The organism is Sphingomonas sp. MMS24-J45, assembly GCF_044881195.1.
In the GTDB taxonomy this organism is placed as follows: Bacteria; Pseudomonadota; Alphaproteobacteria; order Sphingomonadales; family Sphingomonadaceae; genus Sphingomonas.
On record NZ_CP173255.1, the window covers coordinates 3,376,778 to 3,403,049 of the forward strand.

At 65.4% G+C, this 26,272-nt stretch carries 24 protein-coding genes, 2 tRNA genes and 1 pseudogene; 13 read left to right on the plus strand and 14 right to left on the minus strand.

Going from position 1 to position 26,272, the window contains the following annotated elements:
* Positions 1-19 precede the first annotated feature (19 nt).
* Complete coding sequence (locus tag AB5I39_RS16280) at positions 20-625, minus strand: CC0125/CC1285 family lipoprotein (RefSeq protein WP_404369199.1); 606 nt, start codon at positions 623-625, stop codon at positions 20-22.
* A 239-nt stretch (positions 626-864) separates the two neighbouring features.
* Between AB5I39_RS16280 and AB5I39_RS16285 the strand changes: the two genes are divergently transcribed.
* Positions 865-939: transfer RNA gene (locus AB5I39_RS16285), tRNA-Asn, on the plus strand.
* Positions 940-961: 22 nt separating this feature from the next.
* On the opposite strand, the pseudogene AB5I39_RS16290 reads toward AB5I39_RS16285, so the two are convergent.
* Positions 962-1,740: pseudogene (locus tag AB5I39_RS16290) on the minus strand (NAD kinase).
* Entirely contained in the window at positions 1,737-2,732 is a 996-nt protein-coding gene (moaA, locus tag AB5I39_RS16295; protein ID WP_404369202.1) for a GTP 3',8-cyclase MoaA, read from the minus strand. Before moaA ends, AB5I39_RS16290 begins: the two are co-directional and overlap by 4 nt.
* Before the next feature lie 89 nt (positions 2,733-2,821).
* On the opposite strand from moaA, the gene AB5I39_RS16300 reads away from it, so the two are divergent.
* Positions 2,822-4,828, plus strand: a complete 2,007-nt coding sequence (locus AB5I39_RS16300; protein WP_404369205.1) for an EAL domain-containing protein — start codon at positions 2,822-2,824, stop codon at positions 4,826-4,828.
* Here the strand turns inward: AB5I39_RS16300 and AB5I39_RS16305 are convergent.
* Positions 4,785-5,765 (minus strand): acyltransferase family protein, encoded by a 981-nt coding sequence (locus AB5I39_RS16305; RefSeq protein WP_404369208.1) that lies wholly within the window; start codon positions 5,763-5,765, stop codon positions 4,785-4,787. The two genes, AB5I39_RS16300 and AB5I39_RS16305, sit on opposite strands and share 44 nt — an antisense overlap.
* Positions 5,766-5,841: 76 nt before the next feature.
* Here AB5I39_RS16305 and AB5I39_RS16310 point away from each other — a divergent pair, with 76 nt between their 5' ends.
* On the plus strand, positions 5,842-6,279 hold the full coding sequence (locus tag AB5I39_RS16310) for an SgcJ/EcaC family oxidoreductase (RefSeq protein ID WP_404369211.1): 438 nt from the start codon (positions 5,842-5,844) through the stop codon (positions 6,277-6,279).
* A 137-nt stretch (positions 6,280-6,416) separates the two neighbouring features.
* On the opposite strand, the gene mfd is transcribed toward AB5I39_RS16310, so the two are convergent.
* Together mfd and AB5I39_RS16320 are read right to left on the minus strand one after the other, a co-directional pair.
* Positions 6,417-9,869, minus strand: coding sequence for a transcription-repair coupling factor (mfd, locus tag AB5I39_RS16315; RefSeq protein ID WP_404369214.1), 3,453 nt, complete (start codon positions 9,867-9,869; stop codon positions 6,417-6,419).
* Between the two features lie 117 nt (positions 9,870-9,986).
* Positions 9,987-10,253: a succinate dehydrogenase assembly factor 2 gene (locus AB5I39_RS16320; RefSeq protein ID WP_404369217.1), complete on the minus strand. Its 267-nt coding sequence runs from the start codon at positions 10,251-10,253 to the stop codon at positions 9,987-9,989.
* 72 nt (positions 10,254-10,325) lie between these two features.
* On the opposite strand from AB5I39_RS16320, the gene recG reads away from it, so the two are divergent.
* Positions 10,326-12,386 carry an ATP-dependent DNA helicase RecG gene (gene recG / locus AB5I39_RS16325; protein WP_404369220.1) on the plus strand — a complete coding sequence of 687 codons (2,061 nt, stop codon included), beginning with the start codon at positions 10,326-10,328 and terminating at the stop codon, positions 12,384-12,386.
* On the opposite strand, the gene AB5I39_RS16330 is transcribed toward recG, so the two are convergent.
* The 5 genes from AB5I39_RS16330 to serS all read right to left on the minus strand — a co-directional run bounded on the left by AB5I39_RS16330 (position 12,383) and on the right by serS (position 17,461).
* Positions 12,383-12,727, minus strand: a complete 345-nt coding sequence (locus AB5I39_RS16330; RefSeq protein ID WP_404369223.1) for a PilZ domain-containing protein — start codon at positions 12,725-12,727, stop codon at positions 12,383-12,385. The genes recG and AB5I39_RS16330 overlap by 4 nt on opposite strands.
* Before the next feature lie 101 nt (positions 12,728-12,828).
* Complete coding sequence (tyrS, locus tag AB5I39_RS16335; RefSeq protein WP_404369226.1) at positions 12,829-14,058, minus strand: tyrosine--tRNA ligase; 1,230 nt, start codon at positions 14,056-14,058, stop codon at positions 12,829-12,831.
* A 104-nt stretch (positions 14,059-14,162) separates the two neighbouring features.
* A complete protein-coding gene (locus AB5I39_RS16340; protein WP_404369229.1) occupies positions 14,163-15,278 on the minus strand; it encodes a peptidoglycan DD-metalloendopeptidase family protein in 1,116 nt (371 codons plus the stop codon).
* 10 nt (positions 15,279-15,288) lie between these two features.
* Complete coding sequence (gene surE / locus AB5I39_RS16345) at positions 15,289-16,053, minus strand: 5'/3'-nucleotidase SurE (RefSeq protein ID WP_404369232.1); 765 nt, start codon at positions 16,051-16,053, stop codon at positions 15,289-15,291.
* Between the two features lie 124 nt (positions 16,054-16,177).
* Entirely contained in the window at positions 16,178-17,461 is a 1,284-nt protein-coding gene (serS, locus tag AB5I39_RS16350; protein WP_404369235.1) for a serine--tRNA ligase, read from the minus strand.
* Positions 17,462-17,580: 119 nt separating this feature from the next.
* Here serS and AB5I39_RS16355 point away from each other — a divergent pair, with 119 nt between their 5' ends.
* The 4 genes from AB5I39_RS16355 to AB5I39_RS16370 all read left to right on the plus strand — a co-directional run bounded on the left by AB5I39_RS16355 (position 17,581) and on the right by AB5I39_RS16370 (position 20,126).
* Positions 17,581-17,799, plus strand: a complete 219-nt coding sequence (locus AB5I39_RS16355) for a hypothetical protein (protein ID WP_404369237.1) — start codon at positions 17,581-17,583, stop codon at positions 17,797-17,799.
* Positions 17,800-17,901: 102 nt separating this feature from the next.
* Positions 17,902-18,471, plus strand: coding sequence for a hypothetical protein (locus AB5I39_RS16360; protein WP_404369240.1), 570 nt, complete (start codon positions 17,902-17,904; stop codon positions 18,469-18,471).
* A 753-nt stretch (positions 18,472-19,224) separates the two neighbouring features.
* Positions 19,225-19,665 (plus strand): RNA polymerase-binding protein DksA, encoded by a 441-nt coding sequence (dksA, locus tag AB5I39_RS16365; protein WP_404369243.1) that lies wholly within the window; start codon positions 19,225-19,227, stop codon positions 19,663-19,665.
* An 80-nt stretch (positions 19,666-19,745) separates the two neighbouring features.
* The gene (locus AB5I39_RS16370; RefSeq protein ID WP_404369246.1) at positions 19,746-20,126 is read left to right on the plus strand and encodes a PilZ domain-containing protein; all 381 of its coding nucleotides are present in this window, start codon (positions 19,746-19,748) and stop codon (positions 20,124-20,126) included.
* Positions 20,127-20,180: 54 nt separating this feature from the next.
* Here AB5I39_RS16370 and AB5I39_RS16375 read toward each other — a convergent pair whose 3' ends face one another.
* On the minus strand, positions 20,181-20,336 hold the full coding sequence (locus tag AB5I39_RS16375) for a YdcH family protein (RefSeq protein WP_404369249.1): 156 nt from the start codon (positions 20,334-20,336) through the stop codon (positions 20,181-20,183).
* Between the two features lie 179 nt (positions 20,337-20,515).
* Here AB5I39_RS16375 and AB5I39_RS16380 point away from each other — a divergent pair, with 179 nt between their 5' ends.
* Together AB5I39_RS16380 and AB5I39_RS16385 are read left to right on the plus strand one after the other, a co-directional pair.
* Positions 20,516-20,713, plus strand: coding sequence for a YdcH family protein (locus AB5I39_RS16380; protein WP_404369252.1), 198 nt, complete (start codon positions 20,516-20,518; stop codon positions 20,711-20,713).
* Positions 20,714-20,836: 123 nt separating this feature from the next.
* On the plus strand, positions 20,837-21,274 hold the full coding sequence (locus AB5I39_RS16385) for a DUF1465 family protein (RefSeq protein WP_404369255.1): 438 nt from the start codon (positions 20,837-20,839) through the stop codon (positions 21,272-21,274).
* Between the two features lie 28 nt (positions 21,275-21,302).
* Here AB5I39_RS16385 and AB5I39_RS16390 read toward each other — a convergent pair whose 3' ends face one another.
* Complete coding sequence (locus AB5I39_RS16390; protein WP_404369258.1) at positions 21,303-22,262, minus strand: NAD(P)H-dependent flavin oxidoreductase; 960 nt, start codon at positions 22,260-22,262, stop codon at positions 21,303-21,305.
* A gap of 103 nt (positions 22,263-22,365) precedes the next feature.
* On the opposite strand from AB5I39_RS16390, the gene AB5I39_RS16395 reads away from it, so the two are divergent.
* Positions 22,366-24,957 carry a M1 family metallopeptidase gene (locus AB5I39_RS16395; RefSeq protein WP_404369260.1) on the plus strand — a complete coding sequence of 864 codons (2,592 nt, stop codon included), beginning with the start codon at positions 22,366-22,368 and terminating at the stop codon, positions 24,955-24,957.
* Here the strand turns inward: AB5I39_RS16395 and AB5I39_RS16400 are convergent.
* Positions 24,954-25,478: a gamma carbonic anhydrase family protein gene (locus AB5I39_RS16400; RefSeq protein ID WP_404369263.1), complete on the minus strand. Its 525-nt coding sequence runs from the start codon at positions 25,476-25,478 to the stop codon at positions 24,954-24,956. The genes AB5I39_RS16395 and AB5I39_RS16400 overlap by 4 nt on opposite strands.
* A 108-nt stretch (positions 25,479-25,586) precedes the next feature.
* On the opposite strand from AB5I39_RS16400, the gene AB5I39_RS16405 reads away from it, so the two are divergent.
* Complete coding sequence (locus AB5I39_RS16405) at positions 25,587-26,039, plus strand: YaiI/YqxD family protein (protein WP_404369266.1); 453 nt, start codon at positions 25,587-25,589, stop codon at positions 26,037-26,039.
* Positions 26,040-26,141: 102 nt separating this feature from the next.
* Positions 26,142-26,216 (plus strand) — tRNA-Val (locus tag AB5I39_RS16410).
* Positions 26,217-26,272 lie beyond the last annotated feature (56 nt).

The window sequence follows — 26,272 nt, forward strand, 5'->3', positions numbered from 1 at the left end:
CTTGGGTGTCGGTGTCGGCTTATTTCGGCAGGACGATCGTCGGCCCGAGGTTGTTGATCACGTCGCGCGCGTCGAAGGCGCGGATGTTGTCCCTGGGCTTTGGGCCGCGCCCGACGATGATTTCGGCATTGGCCTCATATTTGTCGATCGTGTCGATATTGATGCCGCGGTCAAAGAACGGATCACCGAAGAACGGGTCCCAGGCGCGCCAGCCAAAGCCAGCGCCGTGATAGCGCCAGCTCGGACCCCAATAGCCACCGCCGAAGCCGCCATATCCGAAGCCGCCCCCAAAGCCGCCGACGCCCGGCGTCGAATAGGTGCGCGAGCGGCGGTCGACGTTGCGGTCGGCGAACACGAAATAATCATAGCCGCGCTGCACGGTCAGCTCAGCGGCGCGGTACAGCAGATATTTCTCGACCGTCTCGCGCGAGGTGTAGCTGTTGCCCGAGAAGCTGACCATGAAGCGATTCTCCTCGATCTGGCGATCGCTATAGCCCGAGCGTTCGAAGCCGCGGCCGACCGCGGGGCGGTAGGTCGATTCAGTTGCGCAGGCCGACGTCAGCAGCGTCGTCGCCCCGAGCGCGATCACCAACGACTTGCGGAGTGATGGGGTAGGTATCGGCATTTCAGTCTCCAATGACTCGGCCTGTTCGGCATACCGTGCCGACAACCCATGAAGCGCAGAACGAACGATCGCGCGCAAGGCTCCGGCTATCGCGATCTGCTATCTGTCCGATACCAAATCCCAGATGAACGGCAGGTGACGGACCGAGTAATTTCCGCGACCAGACGTTTCTGTAGAAAAGGGCGAAACGGCCCTTGCGCGTTCGCGAATCTCGCTGCTATAGCCCCGCCACCGCATGTTCCCCGATAGCTCAGCGGTAGAGTAGGTGACTGTTAATCACTTGGTCGTTGGTTCGAATCCAACTCGGGGAGCCAGCGGCGCAATCTTACAGCGCTATCAGGCGACGAACTGCTCCATCGTGATGCGGTCGTCGAGTGCATGTTCGGGATCGAACAGCAGCGTGAGTTCGCGCGTGCGGTCGATCACGATTTCTACCAGAGCAACATCCCGGATTTCACGCTGATCGGCGACCGCGCTGACCGGGCGCTTGGCCGGATCGAGCACGCGCAGCCGTATGCGCGCCTTGTCCGGCAGAATCGCACCACGCCAGCGCCGCGGACGGAACGGGCTGATCGGCGTGAGCGCGAGCATGTTCGATCCGAGCGGTAGAATCGGCCCCTGTGCTGACAGGTTGTAGGCGGTCGAGCCGGCGGGCGTCGCCACCAGTATGCCGTCACAGGCCAGTTCGGGCAGCACGACGCGGTCGTTGACCGTGACCTCAAGATTCGCAGTCTGGCGCGTTTCGCGCAGCAGCGACACCTCGTTGATCGCCGGGAGCGCGAACGTCTCCCCGCCACCGTCGTGGCGGTCATCGCGAGCGGCACGACCTTGAACGATTTGGTGCGCTCCAGCCGCGTATCGAGCCCGTGCGCGCGCCATTCGTTCATCAGGAAGCCGACCGTGCCGAGGTTCATCCCGAACACCGGCACGACGGGTTTGCGCCGCTCCAGCATGGCGTGGAGCGTTTGCAGCATGAAACCGTCACCACCGAGCGCGACGATAAGCTCGGCATCCTCCGGCGCAACCCAATCGTGCGAGTCGGCGAGCGCCGCCGCCGCCGCCTGAGCAGGCGGCGTGGGCGACGCGACGAGCGCGCGACGCTGCGGCACGCTCATCCGCCGGTGACGCTCATATGGCGCGCAACGGCGGGCGCGCTCGCTTCAATGTCGAAATCGTGCCGCGCGGGCTTGCTCAGCATCGCCGCATCGATCGCAGCATCGAGCCCGGCGACGCCTTCGCCGCGCAGGATCGCTTTCAGATCGACCTGATCGTCATGACCGAGGCAGGTGTAGAGCACCCCCTCGGTGGTCAGCCGCACGCGGTTGCACGTGTCACAGAAATTGCCGGTGAGCGGGGAGATCAGCCCAAGCCGCGTCTCACTGCCCTCCACCCGCCAATACCGCGCCGGGCCGCCGCTGCGATGGGAATCGCGGACCAGCGGAAATTCGTGCGACAAGGCGTCGAACACGGCGGGCAGCGGCACAAATCTGTCTGTGCGATCCTCGTCGATCTGACCCAGTGGCATCGTCTCGATCAGCGTCAGATCGAGCCCCTCGGCCATGCACCAACGCAGCATCGGCGCGATTTCCTGATCGTTCAGGCCTTTCAGCGCGACCATGTTGATCTTCACGGAGAGCCCTGCATCGCGCGCGGCGCGGATGCCGCCGATGACGCGCGCCACGTCGCCATGCCGCGTGATGTAGCGGAAGGTGTCGGGATCGAGACTGTCGAGGCTCACATTGATGCGGCGCATCCCCGCCGCGACCAATGCCGGGGCATGTTCCGCCAACGCATTGCCGTTGGTCGTCATGGTCAGTTCGTCGAGACCGTTCCCCACGCTGCGCCCGAGCCGCTTGATCAACTCGCCAACATCGCGCCGTACTAGCGGCTCTCCTCCGCTCAGCCGAATTTTGCGAATGCCGCGCGCGATGAAATGTTCGGCGATGATCGCGATTTCTTCGAGGCTCAGCACCGCGGCCTTGGGCAGAAAGGTCATCTGTTCCGCCATGCAATATCGGCAGCGCAGATCGCAGCGATCGGTTACCGAAATCCGCAAATAGCTGATGCTGCGCCCGTGACGGTCGATAAGGGCGGGGCGGATGTCCATGCCGGTAGGAGCTAAGCCTTCGAAGGTGCGGGAACAAGGGCGATTGCGTGCCTCTTCTTTAACCCGCCATCCCGCATTAGGGTCCGGCCATGACGTTCGCGCCCGCTCCGCTCTTCATTCTGTCGTTCCGGCAGCGCGATGAACTGGCATCCCTTGCGGCCGGGGCGGGGTGGCAAGTCGTCGCCGCGCGCCGCGTCGGCGGCGCTGAGCGGCGCTTCCTGTCGAGCGGGGCCTCGGTCGCCGTGATCGATGCACGTGGCGCACCTGAAGAGGGTTTGGCCGCCGCGAAACTGCTGGGCGGCGCGGTCGAGGCGAATGGCGGCGCAATGATCGTGCTGGTGTCGCGCGGGGAAGGCGCGACCATTGCTGCCTTGTACGACGCAGGCGCGACGCATTTCCTGGCGAGCCCCTTCAGCGACGCAGAACTGCTCCAGGCGCTGCGCTTCGCCGCGCGCCACGCCGAACGGATGGCACGCGAGTGGCAGGCGGGTCCGGCATTCGCGCCACTCGGCTGGCGCTACGACCTTTTGACGCGCGGCGTGGTGCTGACGGCCGGGCTAGCTGCCCTGCTGGGCACGGACGAAGAACCGAGCGTCCGCGCTCTGCTGCGGCGGTACGATCCGGAGGACCGGGCGGCGGCCCTTGCGGCGCTTCGACGCATGTCTTCGGCGCGGCCCGCTACCGCCTTTGCGCACGATCTCGCAGGCGTTGGCCGCGTGGTGCAGCATCTCCAGTTCGATCCCGGCGAACACCGGATCGATGCGGTCGTCGAACCCCTTGGCAGTGCGCCCGAGCCCGCCGCCGAAATGCGCGAGGCGCTGGCCGGGGCGCGGGACGCGGGGAGCGCGCGGCGCTGGCTGACGCGGCGCCTGTCGGGTGCGGGAGAGGCACCACTTTGCGCGATGCTCATTGCGCTCAATCGCTTCGACATGGTGAACACGGCATATGGCCGGACGGTGGGCGATGCGTTGCTTCGCGCGGCGCAAAAGCGCGTCGAGGATGTCGTGCAGGAGGTGCTGGGCCGGGACGCCCTCGTCGCGCGGATGAGCGGATCGACGTTCGTGGTTGCCGGGACCGCTCCCCGTGCGCGAATCGACCTCGCGGCGGAACGCATCGCCGGGGAACTCGCGCGGCCGTTCGTGACCGGCGAATCGATCGCCGTGCTCGGCTGCCGCATCGGCCTCGCCGAGGCACTTGCCGACGATAGTGCAGCCTCGCTGCTGCGCCGGGCGAGCGAGGCGCTGGCGGAAGCGCGCGATTCCGACAGCGCGACGATGCGAGTTGCCGACAGCGGCGGCGAGGGTGGCCATGCGCAGATCGACCGGCTCGCAGTCGATCTCAACCATGCGATGGAGCGCGGTGAGATCGGCATCCTGTTCCAGCCGCAAGTCTCCGCCTCCAGCGGGGCGATCGTCGGGGTCGAGGCGCTGGCGCGGTGGGAACATGGGGTGTTGGGCTCGATCGGGGCGGAGACGCTGTTCGCCGCCGCTGCGCGCGCGGACCTCGAGATCGGACTGTCCGACCATATCCAGAAGCTCGTTCTAGCGCAGGCGGCGGCGTGGCCAGCGGCGCTGGCGGGGCTGCGGCTCGCGCTCAACCTTACCGCCGCCGACATTGCGCGGCCGGGCTTTGCCGACCTGTTCCTCGACCGCGTTGACGCGAGCGGCTTTCCGCGCAACCGGCTGACGCTGGAGATCACCGAAAGCGGCTTGATCGAGGATCTCGGTATTGCGTCCACTCTGTTATCGGTAATGCGGGGGGCAGGGTGTCGCATCGCGATTGATGACTTCGGGACGGGCTATTCGAGCCTCGCTTACCTGAAGGCGCTGCCGCTCGATTATCTCAAGATCGACAAGAAACTGGCGCAGGACATTACCGGCAGCCCGCGCGACCGGATCGTGGTGCGCGGCGTGATCGATATGGCGCGTTCGCTCGGGCTGACGGTGATTGCCGAAGGGGTGGAGACCGACGCGCAATTGGAGGCGCTGGCGAAGGAAGGGTGCCAGATATACCAGGGCTTTCTCTGTTCGGAGGCGGTTTCGGTGCCAGCGCTTACGGCCCTGCTCGCGAACGCTGCATCAACGGGGCCTCGATAAAGCGATAGGTGAAGGCCGAGAGCGCGATTGTCACGGCGATGACGATGGCCTTGCGCCACAGGCTGTGGTCGGCCGAGCCGATCGTGTGCTCGGCCAGTGCCAGGACGGGCACGTGCAGCAGGTAGATCGCATACGACCAGCGTCCGAAAGCCTGCATCGGCGCGCTCGACAGGATCGTGTGGGTGCGCGAACCGAACCAGATCGCCCCGACCGCGAAGACGGGGATGAGCGATGCAACCACCGGGTAACGCGCCGCTACCGCCATGAGGAGGATGCAGGCCCCGAATAGTGCCAGCACAAGGTTCGGTCGTGGGGCGTGCGGCGGAGCCATCTGCCACAGCCGTGCGAGCAGCATTCCCGTTGCGAGCCCGAAAATGCCGCGCGCGAAGCGACTGTCGGTATGCAGCGCGACCATCGCCGCACAGGTTGCGCATCCGAGCAGGGCTAACGCGAACAGGATCGCGATCGGCGTTTTTTGTTTGCGGGCGAGCCACGGCAGCAGCGGCAAGGCCAGAGCCGGCAGATAGAGTTCGAGCGAGACGCTCCAGGCTGGGAAATTGATCGACGCCAGGCCCATCACGCTCTGCACCATCAGCAGGTTTCGGATGATCATGCGCGGCGATTCAATATGGTCGAGCGCGATCACTGCCACCGTGCCGATCATGTAGACCGGCGCCAGCCGCCGGACGCGCCGCGTGAAATAATCGCCGAAGCCGGGCCGCGTGCGATCGAACGACAGGAAGAGCACGAATCCGCTCAGCACGAAAAAGATATCGACGCTTACCGACCACGCCCAATTCTGTTTCGGCAGCCAGCCGAGGCTGAGCGCCGAAACCGCCGGGTTCAACCCGAGATGAAGTACGAGCACGATCAGCGCGAGCACGCCGCGCATTCCGTCAAGCTCGGTAAAATGTCCGCGTTGCGGCCGTGTCGCCATCGATCCAAGCGCTCCCCGCCGCTCCGCCGTCGTGCTACGCAGGCGATCGGCGAATGTCTATCGGAGGGGTGGGGCGATGTGGAAGGTGATGATCGCGTGTCTTTTGGCACTGTCGGCGCCGGCGATGGCGCGTGGGGCACCGGCTCCGCAGGCGGCGGTCGAAGCCGCGATGACGGACAGTGCGGCTGGCTGGAACGCAGGCGATCTCGTGCGCTTCATGGCAATCTATTCCGAGGCGCCAGACACCAGCTTCGTCACCAAGACCGGCGTCTTGCGCGGGAAGGCGGTGATGGCCGAGCGCTATCGCACCAAATACGACTTTGCGAACGCGGCGAAGCGGGGCGTGCTCGGCTTCGAGACGCTCGATTTTCGGCTGCTCGATCCGACGCACGCGCTCTATATCGGCCGCTACACGCTCACCGCGGGTGACGGGAGCAAACAGTCCGGCATGACCTCGCTGGTGTTCCGCAAGGAGCCTGGCGGCTGGCGGATCATCGCGGACCATAGTTCGTAAGGAACGAAGACTGCCCCCGGGGATGCTCTACCCCCGTTCGGGCTGAGCTTGTCGAAGCCTTGTTCTTCTCATCGGGGTGAGAAGAAAGGCAGCCCGTCGACAAGCTCAGGGCGAACGGAGAGGGTGGGCGAGGCCCGTTACCCCGCTGCCTTGGCCAAACCCCTCGAAAGCTGCAACGCGCCATTCAGCCGCGCCTTCGGGTCGCCCCAGCTGCGCGTCACCACCAGCTTGCTGTCGGGCCGCAACCGCGCGACGCCGTTCAGCTTCGCCACCCAGGCGAGCAGGCCTTCGATATTCGGCGGCGTGTCGTCGAAGAAGGTGACCAGCGCGCCCTTCGGACCCACGTCCATCTTGGCGATACAGGCCTTCTTCGCGTTCAGCTTGATCTCCATGATCCGCACGAGATTGTCGGTCGCATCGGGCAGCTTGCCGAATTGGTCGATCATCTCCGCGGCGAAAGCCTCCAGCGCGTTCTGATCCTCGACGTCGTTGAGGCGGCGATACAGACCCATCCGCAGATCGAGATCTGGGACATACTCCTCGGGGATCAGGATCGGCGCGTCGACGGTGATCTGGGGAGAGAATTCCTTCGGGCGCAGGCGTTGGCCACCGGCCTTGGCGTCCATGATCGCTTCCTCCAGCATCGACTGGTAAAGTTCGAAGCCGACCTCCTTGATGTGCCCCGACTGCTCGTCGCCCAGCAGATTGCCCGCGCCGCGCTGATCCAGGTCATGGCTGGCGAGCTGGAAACCCGCACCGAGTGAATCGAGATCGGACAGCACCTTCAGGCGCTTTTCGGCAATCTCGCTCAAGCTGCGGTTTTCCGGCGTGGTGAGATAGGCATAGGCCCGCGTCTTGGCGCGCCCGACGCGCCCGCGCAGCTGATAGAGCTGCGCCAGGCCGAAACGGTCGGCGCGGTGGATGATCATCGTGTTGGCGCTCGGGATGTCGAGTCCGGATTCGACGATCGTGGTTGAGACCAGCACCTCGAACTTCTTGTCGTAGAACGCCGACATGCGTTCCTCGACCTCGGTCGGCGACATTTGCCCGTGCGCGACGACGTAGCGGATCTCGGGGACCTGCTTGGTCAGGAATTCCTCGATATCGGGCAGATCCTTGATCCGGGGCGTGACGAAGAAGCTCTGCCCGCCGCGATAATGTTCGCGCAGCAATGCCTCGCGCAGCACCACCGGGTCCCACGGCATGACGTATGTGCGCACCGCCAGCCGGTCGACCGGCGGAGTCTGGATCACCGACAGTTCGCGAATACCCGACATCGCCATTTGCAGCGTACGCGGGATCGGGGTGGCGGTGAGGGTAAGGACGTGGACGTCGGTCTTCAGGCCCTTCAACCGCTCCTTGTGCGTCACGCCGAAACGCTGTTCCTCGTCGACCACGACGAGGCCGAGACGCTTGAATTCGATCCCCTTGGCCAGAATCGCGTGCGTGCCGACCACAACGTCGATCTGGCCGTTGGCGAGACCCTCCTTGGTCGCCTTGGCCTCCGCCGCGGGCACCAGCCGCGAGAGTCGCCCGACGTTGAGCGGGAAGCCTTCGAAGCGCGCAGTGAAATTGTTGAAATGCTGCCGCGCGAGGAGCGTCGTGGGACACACCACGGCCACCTGCTGCCCCGCCATCGCGGCGGCGAAGGCAGCGCGCAGCGCAACCTCGGTCTTGCCGAAGCCGACATCGCCCACGACCAGCCGGTCCATCGGCGTGCCCTTGACCAGATCGCCCATCACATCCTCGATCGCGCGATCCTGATCGTCGGTTTCCTCATACGGGAAGCGGTCGACGAAAGCGGCGTACCCGCTGTCTCGTTCGATCGTCTCGGCCGGGCGTAGCGCGCGTTCGGCGGCGGTGGCGATGAGTTCACCCGCGATTTCGCGGATGCGCTCCTTCATCTTCGATTTGCGGCGCTGCCATGCCTCACCGCCCAATCGGTCGAGGCTCGCCCCGTCGCTGTCCGAGCCGTAGCGCGTGAGCACTTCGAGATTTTCGACCGGTACGAACAATTTGTCGCCGCCGGCATAGCTCAAGGCGACGCAATCATGCGGTGCCTGCCCTACAGGAATCGAGGTGAGCCCCTCATAGCGCCCGATTCCGTGATCGGCATGGACGACCAGATCGCCCGGCGTGAGCATCGCCAGTTCGGCGAGGAAGGCGTCGGCCGATTTCTTGCGTTTGGCGCGCCGCACCAGCCGGTCGCCAAGCATATCCTGCTCGGTCAGCAGAGCCACTTCCGGCGCGGAGAATCCGTGATCGAGCGGCAGAACGAGCAGCGCGACCGTCTGCGACCCCGCGCCGAGCGCCTCCTGCCAGGTATCGACCAGCTTCAGGTTGCTCGCGCCATGATCCTTGAGCAACCCGGCCAGCCGTTCGCGCGCGCCGGTCGAATAGCTGGCGAGCACGGCCTTGCGGCCGTCGCGCTGGATGCTCCTCAGGTGCGCGACGACCGCCTCATAGACATTCGCGCCCGATGATCGCTCCGCTCCGAAATCGCGTGGGCCGTCCACCCCGAAATCCAGCACCGTGGCGCTTTCCGGTTCGTGGAAGCCGGTGATGCGATGCGCGGGCGCGGCGTCGAGCCGGTCGGCCAGATCGGTCGCGGTCAGGTACAGCGCGTCGGCAGGGAGCGGGCGATAGCTGCCCGGATCGCTCGACTGCGCCTTGACGCGGTTGCCGTGATAGTCGGTGATCGCCTCGAACCGCGCTTCTGCCGCTGCGACTGCGCCTGCATCGCGCAGCACGACCGCGCCGTCGCCGAGATGGTCGAACAGCGTGGCGAGCTTTTCCTCGAACAGCGGGAGCCAATGCTCCATCCCCGCCAGCCGCCGCCCGTCGCTGATCGCCTGATACAGCGGGTCGCCCGTCGCGGTGGCACCGAAGCGCTCACGGTACCGCGCGCGGAAGCGTTTGATGCTGTCCTCGTCGATCAGCGTTTCGGAGGCGGGTAGCAGGACGAAGCCGTCGATCCGCCCGGTGGTGCGCTGATCGGTCGGATCGAAGGTGCGGACGCTCTCGATTTCATCGCCGAAGAAATCGAGCCGCAGTGCCTGTTCCTCCCCACTCGGAAACAGATCGACCAGCCCGCCGCGCACCGCGAACTCACCCGCATCGGCAACGGTTTCGACGCGGACATAGCCATTCGCTTGCAACAAGGCGGCCAGCCGATCGCGTCCGATTCGCTCCTTCGGCGCAAGCCGTGCGACGAGTTGCCGAATGCGGAACGGGGTGAGCGTGCGCTGCGCCACCGCGTTGACGGTGGTGAGCAGCAGTTGCGGGCCCTTCGCAGGCTGTTGCAGACGATACAGCGTCGCCATCCGCTCCGCCATGACGCGCAGCGTCGGGGATGCGCGATCGTAGGGCAGGCAATCCCACGCCGGAAAGGTCAGCACTTCCAGTTCTGGCGCAAAGGTGGTCGCGGTGGAAGCGATCGCGCGCATCGCGGCTTCGTCGGGTGCGACGAAGACCGCGCGAGTCTTGGCCGCGCGCGCCACGTCGGCGAGCAGCCACGGCTCGAAACCGGTCGGCACGCCGGCGAGGGTAAGCGGGGCCTTGGCCGAGAGGATTTTGCTGAGGTTGGGCATTCTATCTTCTTAGCTCCCCTCCCTGGAAGGGAGGGGCTGGGGGTGGGTCGGCTGGGGCGAGCGGTCCGCGTCATCGAGAGCGACCCACCCCCGACCCCTCCCTTTCAGGGAGGGGAGTTATCGCGCAATCGGCACGTAGTTCAGCGCCTTCAACGCCGCGACGATCGATCCGGCATAGCGTTCCGGCGGCACCGCCGTGCCGATCGCCCAGGCCATGATATCGACGTCCTGCTCTTCCAGCAGATCCTCGACCAGCGTGATGTCGGCATCGCTCCATCCGGCCGAGTGCGCATCGAAGAACCCGCCGATCAGCATATCGGCTTCACGGGTGCCACGGTGCCACGCGCGGAAGCGGAGGCGTTTCAGGCGGATGTCGCGGTCCATATATTTCCAACGGCAATTGGCCGGCGGCGCTTGGAGCAACCGTCGGCTGGGGCTATTGCCCTTCAGATAGTCATGCGGCCCGATATCCTCAATCCATTGTTCGCCGAAGTCACGGCGTTGAAGGGCATCGGTCCGGGCCTGGCCAAACCGCTCGACCGACTCGGGTTGTCGCGCGTCGTCGATGTCGCGTTCCATTTGCCGACTGGCTGGGTCGATCGCCTCGCGCGCGAAGAGCTCGACATGACCGATGCCGGGCGCGTGATCGCGATCACACTGACCGCGCAATCCTATCGTTCCAGCAACGGACGCGGGCCGACGCGAGTGCAGGCGACCGACAAATTCGGGAATTATGTGAGTCTCGTCTATTTCGGCGGACATTCGGGCTGGGCGAAGAAACTCGCGCCGATCGGCGAACCGCGGCGCGTCTCGGGTCGGCTGGAGCAATACGGCCAGGAATTGCAGATCGTGCATCCCGATTACGTCCTCCCGCTGGAGGAAGCGGGGGATACGCCGGAGCGTGAGGCGATTTATCCGCTGTCGGAGGGGCTGACCTCGAAACGGATGGGCCAACTCGCGGCGCAAGCGATCGAACGCGCGCCCGATCTCGCCGAATGGATCGAACCCGGCCTGCTCGCCAAGCATCAATGGCCCGCCTGGCGCGAGGCGCTGGCGCGGATCCATGCCGACCCGTCCGACGCGGTCGCGCGCGAGCGGCTGGCTTATGACGAGCTGTTCGCCAACCAGCTTGCGTTGATGCTGGTGCGGCAGTCGTCGCGCGCGCGGCGGGGCAGGGCGCTGGCCGCGACGGGCCGGCTGCGCGATGCGTTGCGGCTGCCTTACGCGCTGACCGGCGCGCAGGCACGGACGGTGCGCGAGATCGAGGGCGATCTTGCGCAGGCGCAACCGATGCTACGGCTACTTCAGGGCGATGTCGGATCGGGCAAGACGCTGGTCGCGACCTTGGCGATGCTGACTGCGGTCGAGGCGGGAGCGCAGGCGGCGCTGCTCGCCCCGACCGAAATCCTCGCACGGCAGCATTACGAATTGCTACGCCAGACGCTCGCCGGGCTGCCCGTCGAAATCGCGGTGCTGACCGGGCGCGACAAGGGCCGCGTGCGCGAGGCGACGTTGATGGGGCTGGCTGCGGGGACGATCGACATTCTCGTCGGCACGCACGCAATCTTCCAGGATGCAGTCGGCTACAAGGATCTCGGCCTTGTGGTCGTGGACGAACAGCACCGCTTCGGCGTCGCGCAGCGGATGATGCTGCAAGCCAAGGCCAAGACCGCGCCGCATTTGCTCGCGATGACCGCAACGCCGATCCCGCGGACGCTCACGCTCGCCAATTATGGCGAGATGGACGTGAGCCAGTTGGACGAAATGCCGCCCGGCCGTCAGCCGATCGAAACGCGGGTGATTTCCGAGGATCGGCTTTCCGACGTCGTCGATGCGCTCGGCCGCCACCTCTCGGATAACGGTCAGGCCTATTGGGTGTGCCCGTTGGTCGAGGAGAGCGAGAAGAGCGACATGGCCGCCGCCGAGGCGCGCGCCGAGACGTTGCGCGCGCGTTTCGGCGAGCGCGTCGGGCTGGTCCACGGTCGCATGAAGCCGCCCGAAAAGGACGCGGTGATGGCGGCGTTCGCGGCCGGGCAAATCGGCGTGCTGGTCGCGACGACGGTGATCGAGGTCGGCGTCGACGTGCCCAATGCCACGCTAATCGTGATCGAACATGCCGATCGCTTCGGCCTCGCGCAGCTGCACCAATTGCGCGGGCGCGTCGGGCGCGGATCAGGCAAGTCGAACTGTTTGCTGATTCGCGGCGGATCTTTGAGCGAAACATCGCGCGCGCGGCTCGCCTTGATGCGCGAGACGACCGACGGCTTCCGCATCGCCGAGGAGGATCTGCGGCTGCGCGGGGCGGGCGAGCTGCTCGGCACCAGGCAATCGGGCGAGGCGGGATTTCGGCTGGCGACACCCGATATGCTGATGTCGCTACTGCCGGTGGCGACCGATGATGCGCGGCTGCTGATTGACCGCGACGGTGGCCTGGAGGGGCCGCGCGGCCAAGCCGCGCGGACCGCGTTGTATCTGTTCGAGCGCGATGCCGGGGTGGCGTTGCTGCGCTCGGGTTAACGCGCCTTGAGCATCACCGCGAGCAGTTCATAATAATCGGCCAGGTCGATCGGCTGGTCCAGTTCGCACCCGATCCGCCCGCCGAGCGACCAGCGCAGTTCGGCCACGACCACGCCGACCACCGGCAAGGTGATCCTCAGCCGCTCGCCGACCGCATAGGGTACGTCCGCCCGCGCCATCAGCCCCATCGCCGAGAGATTGACGATCAGCAGCGACACCGGGCGCGCATCGGGCCCGAACGCACGGGCGCGGTAATGAACTTCGTCTCGCGCCAGCGCACGGTTTTCCGTGACCGGCAAAGCCACTGCTCTCGCCATCGTCAGACCCCTCTGTTCGACCATCCGAAAGTACGATCGGGGTATGAACCGCGTCGCAACGAAGCCGCTTAACAAAGGGTTACGACGGCAATTTCTTGCCGCTTTTGCGGAATTTGGCGCGAACCTCAGCCGCGCACCAGCACGCCGTGATGCTTCTTGCCCGCGGCGATGCGCACCGGTGCGTCGCCGAGCGTAACCAGCGCGGTTTCGTCCGAAACCTTCTCGCCGTCGATCCGCGCGCCGCCGCCCTTGATCAGTCTGCGCGCTTCGCCCTTGGACGCCGCAAGCCCGAGCCCGACCAGCGCATCGACGATTCCGATCGTGGCGTCCGATACCGTCAGCGTCGGCAGCGACGCCCCTGCGGCCCCTTCCTCGAAGGTTCGACGCGCTGTCTCCGCCGCATCGGCCGCTCCGGCCTCGCCACGGCACATCGCAGTGGCGGCGTTGGCGAGGAGGATCTTGGCCGCATTGATTTCCGCGCCCTGCAACGCTTCGAGTCGCGCGATCTCATCCAGCGGCAGGTCGGTGAACAGGCGCAGGAAGCGACCGACATCGCGGTCGTCGGTGTTGCGCCAGAATTGCCAGTAATCGTAATGCGGCAATTGGTCCTCGTGCAGCCACACCGCGCCCGACATGGTCTTGCCCATCTTCCCGCCATCGGCGGTGGTGATCAGCGGCGTGGTGATGCCGAACACCTCGGTCCCGTCCATTCGGCGCGATAGCTCGATGCCGTTGACGATATTGCCCCATTGGTCCGATCCGCCCATCTGCAGGCGGCACCCGGCGCGACGCGACAGTTCCAGAAAGTCGTACGCCTGCAGGATCATGTAATTGAATTCGAGGAAGGAAAGCGACTGTTCGCGATCCAGCCGGAGCTTGACCGAATCGAAGCTCAGCATCCGGTTGACCGAGAAATGCTGCCCCACGTCGCGCAGGAAGGGGATGTATTCCAGCTTGTCCAGCCATTCGGCATTATCGAGCATGATCGCGTCCGACGGGCCGTCGCCGAAGATTAGGAAGCGTTCGAAGATCCGGCGGATCGAGGCGACGTTGTGCGCGATCCCGTCATGGTCCAGCAGCTTGCGCGCTTCGTCCTTGAAGCTCGGATCGCCGATCTTGCCGGTGCCGCCGCCCATCAGCACGATCGGCTTGTGGCCGGCCTGCTGGAGCCGGCGCAGCAGCATGATCTGGACCAGGCTGCCGACATGCAGCGATGGCGCGGTGGGATCGAAGCCGATGTACCCGGGCACGATCTGCTTCGCCGCGAGCGCATCGAGTGCGGCGGCGTCTGTCGTCTGATGAATGTAGCCGCGCTCTGACAGGATGCGGAGGAGGTCGGACGTGTGCTCGGTCATCATGCTGCTCTAAGCGACAGCGGTCCTGTTTGTCATCCCTGCGCGGCAGGAAGAGGGAGCACGCGAATACAACCCTTCTCGGCCTTCGCGTGAACCGCTCCTTCTTAAATCCCCGGCAATTGCCGTTGCGGATCGACCGGCACGCGCCCCTTGCGCATTTCGAAATGCACCTCCGGCCGGTCCGCCACGCCCGAATCGCCCGATAGCGCAATGGTTTGCCCGCGCTTTACCGATTGCCCGCGCTGGACCAGCAACTGGCTGGCATGGCCGTAGACTGTGGTCCAGCTATCGCCATGCTTGACGATCACCAGCCCGCCGAGATTGGGCACGCCCGATCCGGCATAAGCGACCACCCCGTCCGCCGCCGCCAGAATCGGCGTGCCGAGCGGCACCGCGATCTTCACGCCGTTATATTTCTCGCCGGTCGCCCCGGTGGGCCCGAAGCGCGCGACGATGCGGCCGTGGACGGGCCAGGCAAACCCGCTGGTCAAGCGGCTCGGCTCGGCGATCGCCTGTGTGGCGGAGAGCACCCGGCGCGGCGATGCGCTCGGCTTCACCGGACGTTCGTTAACCGCCAGCGCTGGCTCGCCGCCGGTCACGATGTCGTCGATATCGAGCCGGAAGGCGGCGGCGCGTTCGGCGGCAGTGCTCCCGGTGGCGGTGCCGGGGATGAGGATGCGCATCCCGACACGTAGAATATAAGGCTCGGCGAGATCGTTGGCGGAGACGATCCGCGACCAGTCGACACCGTAAGCTCGCGCAATTGCGATGCCGGTCTGCCCGGCACGCACGAGGTGATAGCGCCCGCCGGGGATCTCCAGCCGCTGCCCGGCGCGGATCACGAACGGCGGGGGCAGGGCGTTCGCGCGGGCGATCGCCTCGGACCCGGCACCGGTGCGATCGCTCACCGCGCGCAGCGTGTCGCCCGGGCGAACGATATAACTGCCGGGTGCGATCGTCTCGGCATCGGGTGCCACCGGGCGCGCCTGCCACGCGGGCGGCGGCGCAGGGAGGGCAGAGACGCCGTCGTCGATCCGGCGCGGTTCGTACGGGTCCTGCGGCCGATCATACGGCACGCCACCGGCCGGCTCATAAGGCCGCTGGTCGTCGCGCGGCTCGTAACCGCGCTGCGGCCGATCCGAGTTCGGGATGCAGGCACCAAGCCCAAGCGCGAGAGTCAGGAGGAATCCGCCAAACAACATCCTGCGCTCGTCACCCATGCTCGTCCCCCTACCCGTACAATGCCCCCAGCATAGCGAGTGACGGGCGGTGTGTCAGGTCGAGATGGAGTGGCGTCACTGCGATGTAACCGTCGGCTACGGCTTCCAGATCGGTCGAATGCGCCGGCGTCTCGACCGTCGGCCCGAGCGCGAACCAGTGATATTCGTATCCGCGCGGATCGCGATTGGTGACGATCTGGAGCCGACCGTAATCACGCAAGCCCTGCTGCGCGATCCGCACGCCCTTCACCGCATCGGCGGCGACCGCAGGGAAGTTGATGTTGACCAGCGTGCGCGGCTCGAGCGGCGCATCGATCAGCGGGCGCAGCACACGTTCGCCCCAGGCGGTGGCGGCGTCGAACGACACCGAATTGCCCATGCCTTCGCGATTATACACTTGGCTCAGCGCGATCGAGCGTACGCCCGCCAGCGCCCCCTCCATCGCGGCCGAGACGGTGCCGGAATAGGTCACGTCCTCGGCCAGGTTCGCGCCACGATTGACGCCGGACAGGATCAGGTCGGGCTTGTGCTCGTGCATGATCTTGGCGAGCGCCATCATCACCGCATCGGTCGGCGTACCCGCGACGGCAAAGCGCTTCTCGCCATGTTTGCGCACGCGGATCGGGCGGCTGAGCGTCAACGAATGGCCTGCGCCGGATTGTTCCTCGGCGGGCGCGACGATCCACACATCGTCGGAGAACTTCGCGGCAATCGCTTCGAGAATCTTGAGGCCCGGCGCGTGATAGCCGTCATCGTTGGTCAGCAGGATGCGCATCGGTTTTGTCCTTTCGTCGCCCCGGCCTTGTGTCGGGGTCCACCGGGCGGCAAGCGATCAGGTACGCTGCGGGCGGTGCCGCCCGCGGCATGGTGGACCCCGGCACGAGGCCGGGGTGACGGCGTTAGTGTTTGATCGGCACCAGCCGCGTCACGCCACCCATATAGGGCAACAGCGCGTCGGGCACCGTGACGCTGCCATCGGCATTCTGGTAATTCTCCAGCACCGCCACCAGCGTGCGCCCAACCGCCAGGCCCGATCCGTTGAGCGTGTGGACGAACTCGGTCTTCTTCTCCGCCGCCACGCGATACCGCGTGTTCATCCGCCGCGCCTGGAATGCACCGGTGTTCGAACACGAACTGATCTCACGATACGCGCCCTGGCCGGGCAGCCAGACCTCCAGATCATAGGTCTTGCGCGCGCCAAAGCCCATGTCGCCGGTGCACAGCAACAGCTTGCGGTACGGCAGGTCGAGGCGTTCGAGGATCGTCTCGGCTGCGCGGACCATGCGCTGATGCTCCGCCTCGCTATCCTCGGGCCGCACGATGCTGACCAGCTCGCACTTCTCGAACTGATGCTGGCGGATGAAACCGCGCGTATCGCGCCCTGCAGCGCCCGCTTCGGAGCGAAAGCACAATGTCAGCGCGGTGAGCCGCATCGGCAGCGCGCTTTCGTCGAGCAACTCGCCCATCACGCTGGCGGTGAGGGAAACTTCGCTGGTGGGGATGAGCCAGCGCTCGTCGGTCGTGCGGAAGCTGTCCTCGGCGAACTTCGGCAACTTGTCGGTGCCGTACATCGCCTCGTCTTTGACCAGAACGGGCGGGTTGCATTCCTCATAGCCATGTTCGCGCGTCTGTACGTCGAGCATGAAATGGCCGAGTGCACGGTGGAGCCGCGCCATGTCGCCGCGCAGGAAGGTGAAGCGCGCGCCCGAAAGTCGCGCGCCGGTTTCGAAATCCATGCCGAGGTCGGGCGCGAGATCGGCATGTTCCTTCGGCGTGAAATCGAATGCGCGCGGCGTGCCCCAGCGCGTCTCCTCGACATTGCCTTCCTCACTCGTGCCATTAGGCACATCGTAGGCGGGCAGGTTTGGGATGACCTCCAGCGCCGCCTTCAGCTTTGCGGCAGCTTCCTTTTCCTCCGCCTCGATCGCGGGCATCCGATCCTTGAGCGTCGCCACCTCGGCCATCAGCGTCGCCGCGGTCGCATCATCCTTCGCCGCCTTGGCCGCGCCGATCGCCTTGGAGGCTTCGTTGCGGCGGGCTTGCGCGACTTGCGCGTCGGTCGACAGGCCGCGGCGCTTCTCGTCCAGCGCGACCAGTTCGGCGGCGATTGGGGCAAGGCCGCGTCGCGCCAGGGCAGCGTCGAAAGCGGCGGGATTTTCGCGGATGAAGCGGATGTCGTGCATGGCCGGGCTATGCCGCCGCGCTCGCCAACGCGCAACCCGAAGCGCTCAACGCAAAACCGGCCCCCGCTTGCATCGCGGGAGCCGGTCGTGAAGCGTGTGACGCTGCTTAGGCGGTGATCGTGGTCGGCTTGGCGAAGCGCTTGCGCGCAACCAGCGCTGCGGCCGCCGCGCCGAACAGCAGCACCATCGGCGGTGCGGGGACCGGGGCGGGCGGGCCGCCGCTCGATCCGCTGCTGCCAGAGCTGCCCGAGCTGCCATTGCTGCCCGACCCGCTGCTGGTGATGCCGCTCGATCCGTACCCGCCGGTCGAGCTCCAGCCGTGGCTGCTCGAACCGTAGCTGCTCGAACCATAGCTGCTGGAGCTGGACGAGGAGCTGCTTGCGCTTGATCCGCTCGCCGAACCAGAACTCGAACTCGAACCCGACGTCGATGAAGAGACATTGCCGCTCGAGCTCGTGCTGCTCGAGGAGGACACGTCGCCGCTCGAACTCGAGCTGGTCGAGGAGGCGGAGGAGACATTGCCGCTCGAGGCGGAGGAGGACGAAACGTCGCCGCTCGATGCCGAGGAGACGTTGCCGCTGCTGCCGCCCGAAGCCGAGGAAGACCCGCCGGTCGAAGACGTGCTCGACACTTCGGCGCCGCCGGTGCTGCTCGACGTGGACGAACCGCCGGTCGAGCTCGAGGTCGACGATCCGCCGGTCGAGGTCGAGGACCCGCCGGTGGAGGTCGAGGAACCGCCCGTCGAAGACCCGCCGGTCGAGGTCGAGGTGCTCGATCCGCCCGAGGAAATGTTGATGATCGTGCCGCTCGAACCCGAGCTGGAAGTCGATCCCGAGCTCGACCCGGAACCGCTCGACGAACCCGTCGAGGTCGACGAGATCACGATGCTGCCGCCGCCCGAGCCGCCACCGCCGCCGAAGAAGCCGCCAGCGAAGAACCCGCCGCCACCGCCAAAGCCGCCACCACCGACAGCCGCCGCGCCACCGCCGCCTCCGCCACCGCCCGAATAGCCGCCCGAGGGGACGAAGGCGGGGGAAGGGGGATCGGCGCGCCTTGCGTCGTCACCAGCACGACCTGCGGCTGCGCCGCGGTGCGCGTGGTCGTGACGACTCGGCGGACGCGCGCTCCGGTGCGGCTGTAACGAGCACCGCTCGCAGCGACAGTGGTGCGTCGAACGATTCGCTTGGTCGCCTTGTGGGTGTAGACGCTGCGCGCCTTTGCGGTGTCCGCAACATGCACGGCCCCGCCGCCGATCACGGCACCGCCGCAAGCGCAGGCACAAAGTTTGGCTAAAGCCATCCGTACCGACATAAGTTCACTCTCTCGCTACCGCCGCTGCCTCAGGCAACGCCCCGTTTGCATCGGCCTTTGCGCCGCTATCCCGCAAAGTGCCCAACAAATCATTAAGTGCAAGGACGTTAACCAAGCTTTATCGTTACTTGTGAGGATTGTTCAGCGGATTAGCGGCAGCTTTATGGTTAACGTTTCATCATGATACAGAACTTGCGTTAACCGCGTGGCCGCCATCTGCGCGCTGTCTTGTCGTGGAGATGCAATACGGGCGTTCGCGAATCGCGTCGGGCGTCGCCAAATGCGCTGCGCGATCAAATCTGACGCAATCTCCGATCGGGATTGCTTGTGGAGCGCTTGCCGCATGGCTATAGGCCCGCAAGTCAGGGAGTTGGCCCCGGGGGCGGTTCAGAGGCGCGCAAAGCGCCGAGTGACCGAAGGGAGATGATGGGATGGCGACGGTCTTGAATTGATTGGATGAATCCGAGAAGTTTGCGGTGCCGCCGGCAGGCGACGATGGCTATCGGCCAAGCCCAGACGAAGAGTTCATGAACCCGCAGCAGCAGGCGTATTTTCGCGCCAAGTTGCAGGCCTGGAAAGACGCGATCCTGCGCGAGGCGGCGGGCACGCTGTCGCAGCTGCAAGTCGATACCTTGCGTGAGGCGGATCTGACCGATCGTGCCTCCAGCGAGACCGACTGGTCGATCGAACTGCGCACGCGCGATCGGCAGCGCAAGCTGATCTCCAAGATCGAAGCGGCAATTCGCCGAATTGACGAGGGCGAATATGGCTATTGCGAGGTCACCGGCGAGCCGATTTCGCTCGCGCGGCTTGAGGCGCGGCCGATCGCGACGATGACGGTAGAGGCGCAGGAGCGCCACGAGCGGCACGAAAAAATCTCACGCGAAGATTAGTCCGTACCGGGCCTTTAAGGTCTTCGATACGTTTGGCGCGCTATGATGGGCCAGAACCGGAGACCAGTAAGATTCACGCGATGGACCAATTCTCGCAAGATCCTTTTGCCTCTTCGACAGAGGATGCAGCCCATAATCGTCAGGATTCGCGCGACAGCTTGTTCCTGATGGCGGATTTCCGTGTCGCGGGCGAAAAGGACGCGCGGCCCGTCCGCGTCCGCAATCTGTCGCAGGGCGGCTTAATGGCCGAATTCGCCGATGGTTTGCCGCAGGGGTTGCGGGTCGAATTCGATGTACGCGGGATCGGTTGGGTACCGGGTCAGGTCGCCTGGTCGGCAGCGGGGCGAATTGGCGTTGCATTCGACCGGCAGATTGATCCGAAGTTGGCGCGGAAACCGGTTGGACAGGGGACGCATACCCCGACGTTCGTCAAACCGATTCTGGCGCGTCCACTGCGCTAACGCCGCGATCGGGCAGAGCGGCCCGGGCGTCATGCGCCCGGACCCGATACAGCGTCAGAGCTGCATCATTTCCTGTTTGATCCGAAGCTTCTGCTTCTTTAACTCGGCGAGCGTCACGGCGTCCGGTAACGGTCGCTGCGCTTCTGCTGCGATTTGGCGATCGAGGACTGCATGCTTGGCCGTCAGGGCCGTTTGATGCGCGGTCTGCATGGAATGCGTACCTCCTTCATGTACTGCTTGGGGGGAGCGAAATAAAACATGGCTTGGGTTAATTGTCTCCCCCTCATTTGGAGGAGGCGCGACGTTTTAGCGCGTTCGTGCGACGGGTCGTTTTTATGCGGTTGCGGCTGCTGCGATTTGCTAAGGCTGCCCCATCGCATGGGGACCGTATGGAAGACAGCCTGATCGCCAAACGCCTGGAGGTGTTGCGCACCGAACATCGTGATCTCAATTCGGCGATTTCCGCGTTGGTCGATGGCGGATCGGTCGATCAGCTCCAACTCGCGCGGTTCAAGAAGCGCAAGCTTCGGCTGCGCGACGAGATCGCGATGCTGGAAGATCACCTGATCCCCGATATCATCGCGTAAACGGACGCGCGATGTGCACCGGTTTGGGACAGTTTTCACCAGAATGGCGCGATCAGACCATACCGTTTCGGCCCTGTTTGTGAGACGTAAGACGGCATGAGGGGCCCTGGGTACGATTCACGGATGCAACGCCGCGTAATCGACACGCTCTATATCGACGCAATGGTGCTCGCGGATGAAGCGCGCAGCTATTTCGACGAAGGCGGGCGGACTGATCGCGAAGCGTTAGATCCGATGGCGCGCGTCGCCTTCAGCTGCGAATCGCTGAAGGTGACGACGCGGCTGATGCACGTCATCGCCTGGCTGCTCACGCAACGTGCCGTCGACGCCGGGGAAATGGCGCCGCGTGAGGCGCTGGACCCGTCGCGCCGGTTGGGCGCCGCCCCATTGACCGACCCGGCAGCGCTCACGCTCATGCCGCCCGTCGCCCGCCACCTGATTGAGGCGAGCAGCGAATTGCATCGTCGCGTGGACCGGCTCGATCAAGCGCAGGCGGACGAAGCGATCGCGGTCGAAAGTCCGGCAAGGTCGCTCCACGCCCGGCTGGCGATGGCGTTCTAACGCCACCGCCAGCGACGAAGGCCGCGTCTCAGAGCTTCAGCCGCGCCCGCGCCGCGAGATATTGCCGCTCGAGCCGATCGACCATGTCGGCCACCGGCTCGACCCGATCGATCACGCCGATGCCCTGGCCCGAACCCCAGATTTCCTTCCAGGCCTTGGGCTTGGCGCCATTGCCGGTGCCGAAATCCATCGTCGAGAGGTCGCCCTCGGGCAGATTGTCCGGGTCCATGCCCGCCGCGACGATCGAGCCGCGCAGGTAATTGCCGTGCACCCCGGTGAACAGGTTGGAATAGACGATGTCGGCAGCTTTGCCGTCGACGATGCCCTGTTTGTACGCCGCCTCGGCATTGGCCTCGACGCTCGCGATGAAGGGCGATCCGATATAACCGAAGTCCGCGCCCATCGCCTGTGCGGCGAGCACCGCGTCGCCGGTCGCGATCGACCCTGACAAAGCGAGCGGACCATCGAACCACTGGCGGATTTCCTGAATGATCGCGAAGGGCGACAGGCGCCCGGCATGGCCGCCGGCGCCCGCTGCGACCGCGATCAGGCCGTCGGCACCCTTTTCGATCGCTTTACGCGCAAAACGGTCGTCGATCACGTCGTGCAGCGTGATGCCGCCCCAGCCGTGCACTGCTGTATTCAGGTCCTCACGCGCGCCGAGCGAGGTGATGATGATCGGCACCTGCCACTTCGCGCAGGTCGCAAGGTCGGCCTCAAGCCGCTCGTTCGAGCGATGCACGATCTGGTTGACCGCGAAGGGTGCCGCCGGCCGATCGGGATTGTCGCGGTTATGCGCGGCCAGTTCCTCGGTGATGCGGTGCAGCCATTCGTCAAGCATCGCCTGCGGCCGGGCATTCAGCGCGGGGAAGGACCCGACGATCCCGGCCTTGCACTGGGCGATAACCAGCTCCGGTCCCGAAATGATGAACAGCGGCGAGCCGATGACGGGGAGCCGCAGGCGATCGAACAGGGGTGGAATGCTCATGTGGGTTTCATAGCGCAACCGAAAGGACTGTCCAGCCACCCTGCGTTTGCTAAGCCCGGTGGAACCGCTAAGGAAACGGTCTGTTCGTTACCGGAGTAACCAGATGAAGCTTCCGCTCGCCGCCGCCCTTTTGCTCGGAACCGCGACTCCGGCCTTTGCCGCAGGGCAATTGCCCACTGGCGTCGCGCCGATTGCGTACAACATCACGGTGCGGCCCGATGCGAAGGCGATGACCTTTTCGGGTGAGGAAGACGTCACGATCGCGGTTGAGAAGGCGACCAGGACGATCGTGCTGAATGCCGCAGATCTAAAAATCGCCAGCGCCACGCTCGACGGGCAGGCCATTCCCTTCACGCTCGACTCGACGAAGCAGCAATTGACGCTGACCGCGCCCACGCTGGTTTCGGCGGGCGAGCACAAGCTCCACTTCGCCTGGACTGGGACGATCAACACCTCTGCGGCGGGATTCTTCGGGATCGACTACACCAATCAGGACGGCTCCGCCGCGCGAATGCTGGCCACGCAGTTCGAGGCACCCGATGCGCGCCGCTTCGCGCCGATGTGGGACGAACCGGCCTATAAGGCGACCTTCACCCTCAGCGCCGTCGCACCCGGGGACCAGCTCGCCTTTTCGAACATGCCGACCGTCAGCGTGACGAAGCAGGATGACGGCACCAAGCTGTACCGCTTCGCCGAAACGCCGAAGATGTCGAGTTATCTGCTTTTCCTCGGCATGGGGGACATGGAGCGGAAGACCGTGATGGCCGGCAACACCGAGATCGGCGTGATCACCCGTCGCGGCGTCGTCGATCAGGGGGATTATGCGCTGGCCCAAGCCAAGCGGCTGCTGACCTATTACAACGACTATTTCGGTCAGCCCTATCCGCTCCCCAAGCTCGACATGATCGCCGGCCCCGGCTCCTCGCAATTTTTTGGCGCGATGGAGAATTGGGGCGCGATCTTCTATTTCGAGCCCGAGCTTCTGGATGACCAGAAGCGCGCGACGCAGAGCGGCAAGCAGCGCATCTACACCGTCGTCGCGCACGAAATGGCGCACCAATGGTTCGGCGATCTCGTCACGATGCGGTGGTGGGACGATCTCTGGCTGAACGAGGGGTTCGCCTCGTGGATGGAGAATAAGAGCAGCGTCGATCTCAATCCCGAATGGTATGCCGCCGCCACTGCCGTCGCGCAGGACCGCGAAGGCGCGCTGCAGGCCGATTCGACCGCCGCCACGCACCCGATCATCCGGAAGATCGAAACGGTCGACCAGATCGGCGAAGCGTTCGACGGGATCACCTATCTGAAGGGTCAGGCGGTGATCGGGATGCTCGAATTGACGCTCGGGCCCGATAAATTCCGCGACGGCATCCGCCGTTATATGGCGAAATACAAATATTCGAACACCGCGACCGACCAATTGTGGACCGAGCTTTCCGCGGCGGCGGGCACGCCGGTCGCGCCGGTCGCGCATGACTTCACGCTGCAGCCGGGCGTCCCGCTCGTCACCATGACCGGCGCGCGTTGCGTTGCGGGTAGCACGCGCGTGACGCTCAGCCAGTCGCGCTTCGGCTATGACGCGACCGCCAAGGCCGCACAGAACTGGCGTGTGCCGTTGACCGTCGGCGTAGTGGGGCAACCGACGACCAGCGTGACGGTGCGCGGCGCGGCGGCGACGCCGGTCACCCTTCAGGGCTGCGGGACGGTGGTGCTCAACCACGGCAAGCAAAGCTATGCGCGCGTTGCCTATAACGCGGCGGGTCACGCGGCGATCGTGCGCGATTTCAACACGCTCGCGCTGACCGACCAGCTCGGCACGCTCGGCGACGATTTCGCGCTGGCCAAGGGCGGCAACCAGAAGCTCGACCGCTATTTTGCGGATGTCGGGGCAGTAGGCCCCGATGCCAATCCGCTATTGTGGCAGACGATCGCAGAACAGCTGGCCGATCTAAGCCGTCGTCTGCCCAAGGGCGCGATGCAGGACGCGATGCGCAAGCGCGTCGCGGCGACGCTGGCACCGGTCATGCAGCGCGTCGGCTTTGCCGCGGCAAAGGATGAATCGCCGCTCGTCTCGACGCTGCGCGAGACGCTGATCCTGGTCCTGGGCGACGTTGGTGATGCCGACGTAGCAGCAAAGGCCCGTAGCTATGTCGCGGCGTTGAAGAACGACCCGCAAGCGATCCCGGCGGCGATCCGCGCGCCGATCCTCGGCACCTATGCCAGCAACGCCACGCCGGAAGAGTGGGACGCGCTGCTCGCGCTCGCCAATGCCGAGAAGAACCCGGTGGTGAAGAATGGCTATATCCGCCTGCTCGGTGCGGCGGATGACGATGCGCTCGCCAAGCGGGCGCTCGGCCTGATGGAAAGCGATCGGCTGACGCCGCCGCAAAAGGCGAGCTTGCTGCGCGCGATCGCCAATGGTCATCCCGACCTCGCGTTCAATTATGCCGTGTCGCACCTGACGCTGGTCAACATGCTGATCGAAACCAGTAACCGTGCCGGCTTTATCGCCAGCCTTGGCGGCGGGTCCGACGATCCGGCGATGCCGGGCAAGATCACCGCGTACGCCACTGCCAACTTGCCGGCTGCGGCACGCGGCGGCGCGAAGGCGACCGTGGCATCGATGGCGGCGCGGCGGATGGTCAACGCCCGCATCCGCGCCGACATCGCGAAATGGGCGCTCGGCCGGTCCTAATCGACCCGTTTGAGCCCGACGGCATATTTGCGGGCGTTGGCGACATAATGGTCCGCCGACGCCTGCAACATCGCGTTGGTGCTCTCATCGAGCGTACGCACCGCGCGCGCGGGTGATCCGACGATCAGGCTGCCCGGCGGAAACACCTTGCCCTCGGTCACCAGCGCGCCTGCGCCGACGATGCAGCCATCGCCGATCTCCGCGCGGTTGAGCACGATCGCGCCCATCCCGATCAGCACCCGGTCCCCGATCGTGCAGCCGTGCAGGATCGCGTGGTGACCCACCGTGCAATCGCTCCCGATCGTCAGCGGCGCGCCATGATCGGAATGGCACATCGCGCCTTCCTGGATATTGCTGCGCTCCCCCACGATCATCGGCGTATTGTCGCCGCGGATCACCGCACCGAACCAGATGCCGACATCGTCGCCCAATCGCACGTCACCGATCAGATCGGCGCTGGGGGCGACCCAGGCGTTCGCGCCGAGGGTAGGGCGTTTCCCGTCGATTTCGTAAAGCGGCATGATGTCCCGTCTCTCCTGACCCTGTCGACCAACCTTGGCGCAGCGCACACCCGAAGAACAGCCCCGCCGCCGCTCGCCCCGGCGGCGCATTTGCTCTAACGCCGCGCAATGTCGCTCCATATTTACGTCGATGCCTATGCCTGCCCGGTGAAGGACGAGATCTACAAGGTCGCGCTCCGCCGTGAAGTCGCCGTGACGATCGTCAGCAACAGCCCGATCCGCATTCCAATCCACCCCTTGCTATCGCGAATCGTGGTCGGCGCCGGGTTCGACGAGGCCGATGACTGGATCGCTGAGCGTGCCGATTCGGCAAGCGTCGTGGTGACGGGGGATATCCTGCTCGCCGATCGCTGCCTGAAGGCGGGGGCTGCGGTGCTCGCGCCGAACGGTAAGCCTTTCACCACCGCCTCGATCGGCAATGCCATTGCGGTCCGCGCGATCATGGCCGATCTGCGGGCGGGCGGCGATGCGGTCGGTGGCCCGCCGCCTTTTGCAAAGACCGATCGATCACGGTTCCTGTCGGCGCTCGACGAAATCTTGGTTCGGATGGCGCGGCGATAACCGTCGGGCTGGACAAGCCAGCATCCATCGCTTTAAGGGCGTGCGCAGCAGACGGCGCGAACGCCCGGCTGTACCGTTCGCCCGGCACGAAAGCCCGGCAGCGGGCGCGTAGCTCAGTGGTAGAGCACACCCTTCACACGGGTGGGGTCGTAGGTTCAATCCCTACCGCGCCCACCATCACCGAAAAGGCCCGCCGCTCCGGATCTGGAGCGGCGGGCCTTTTGGTACTTTCG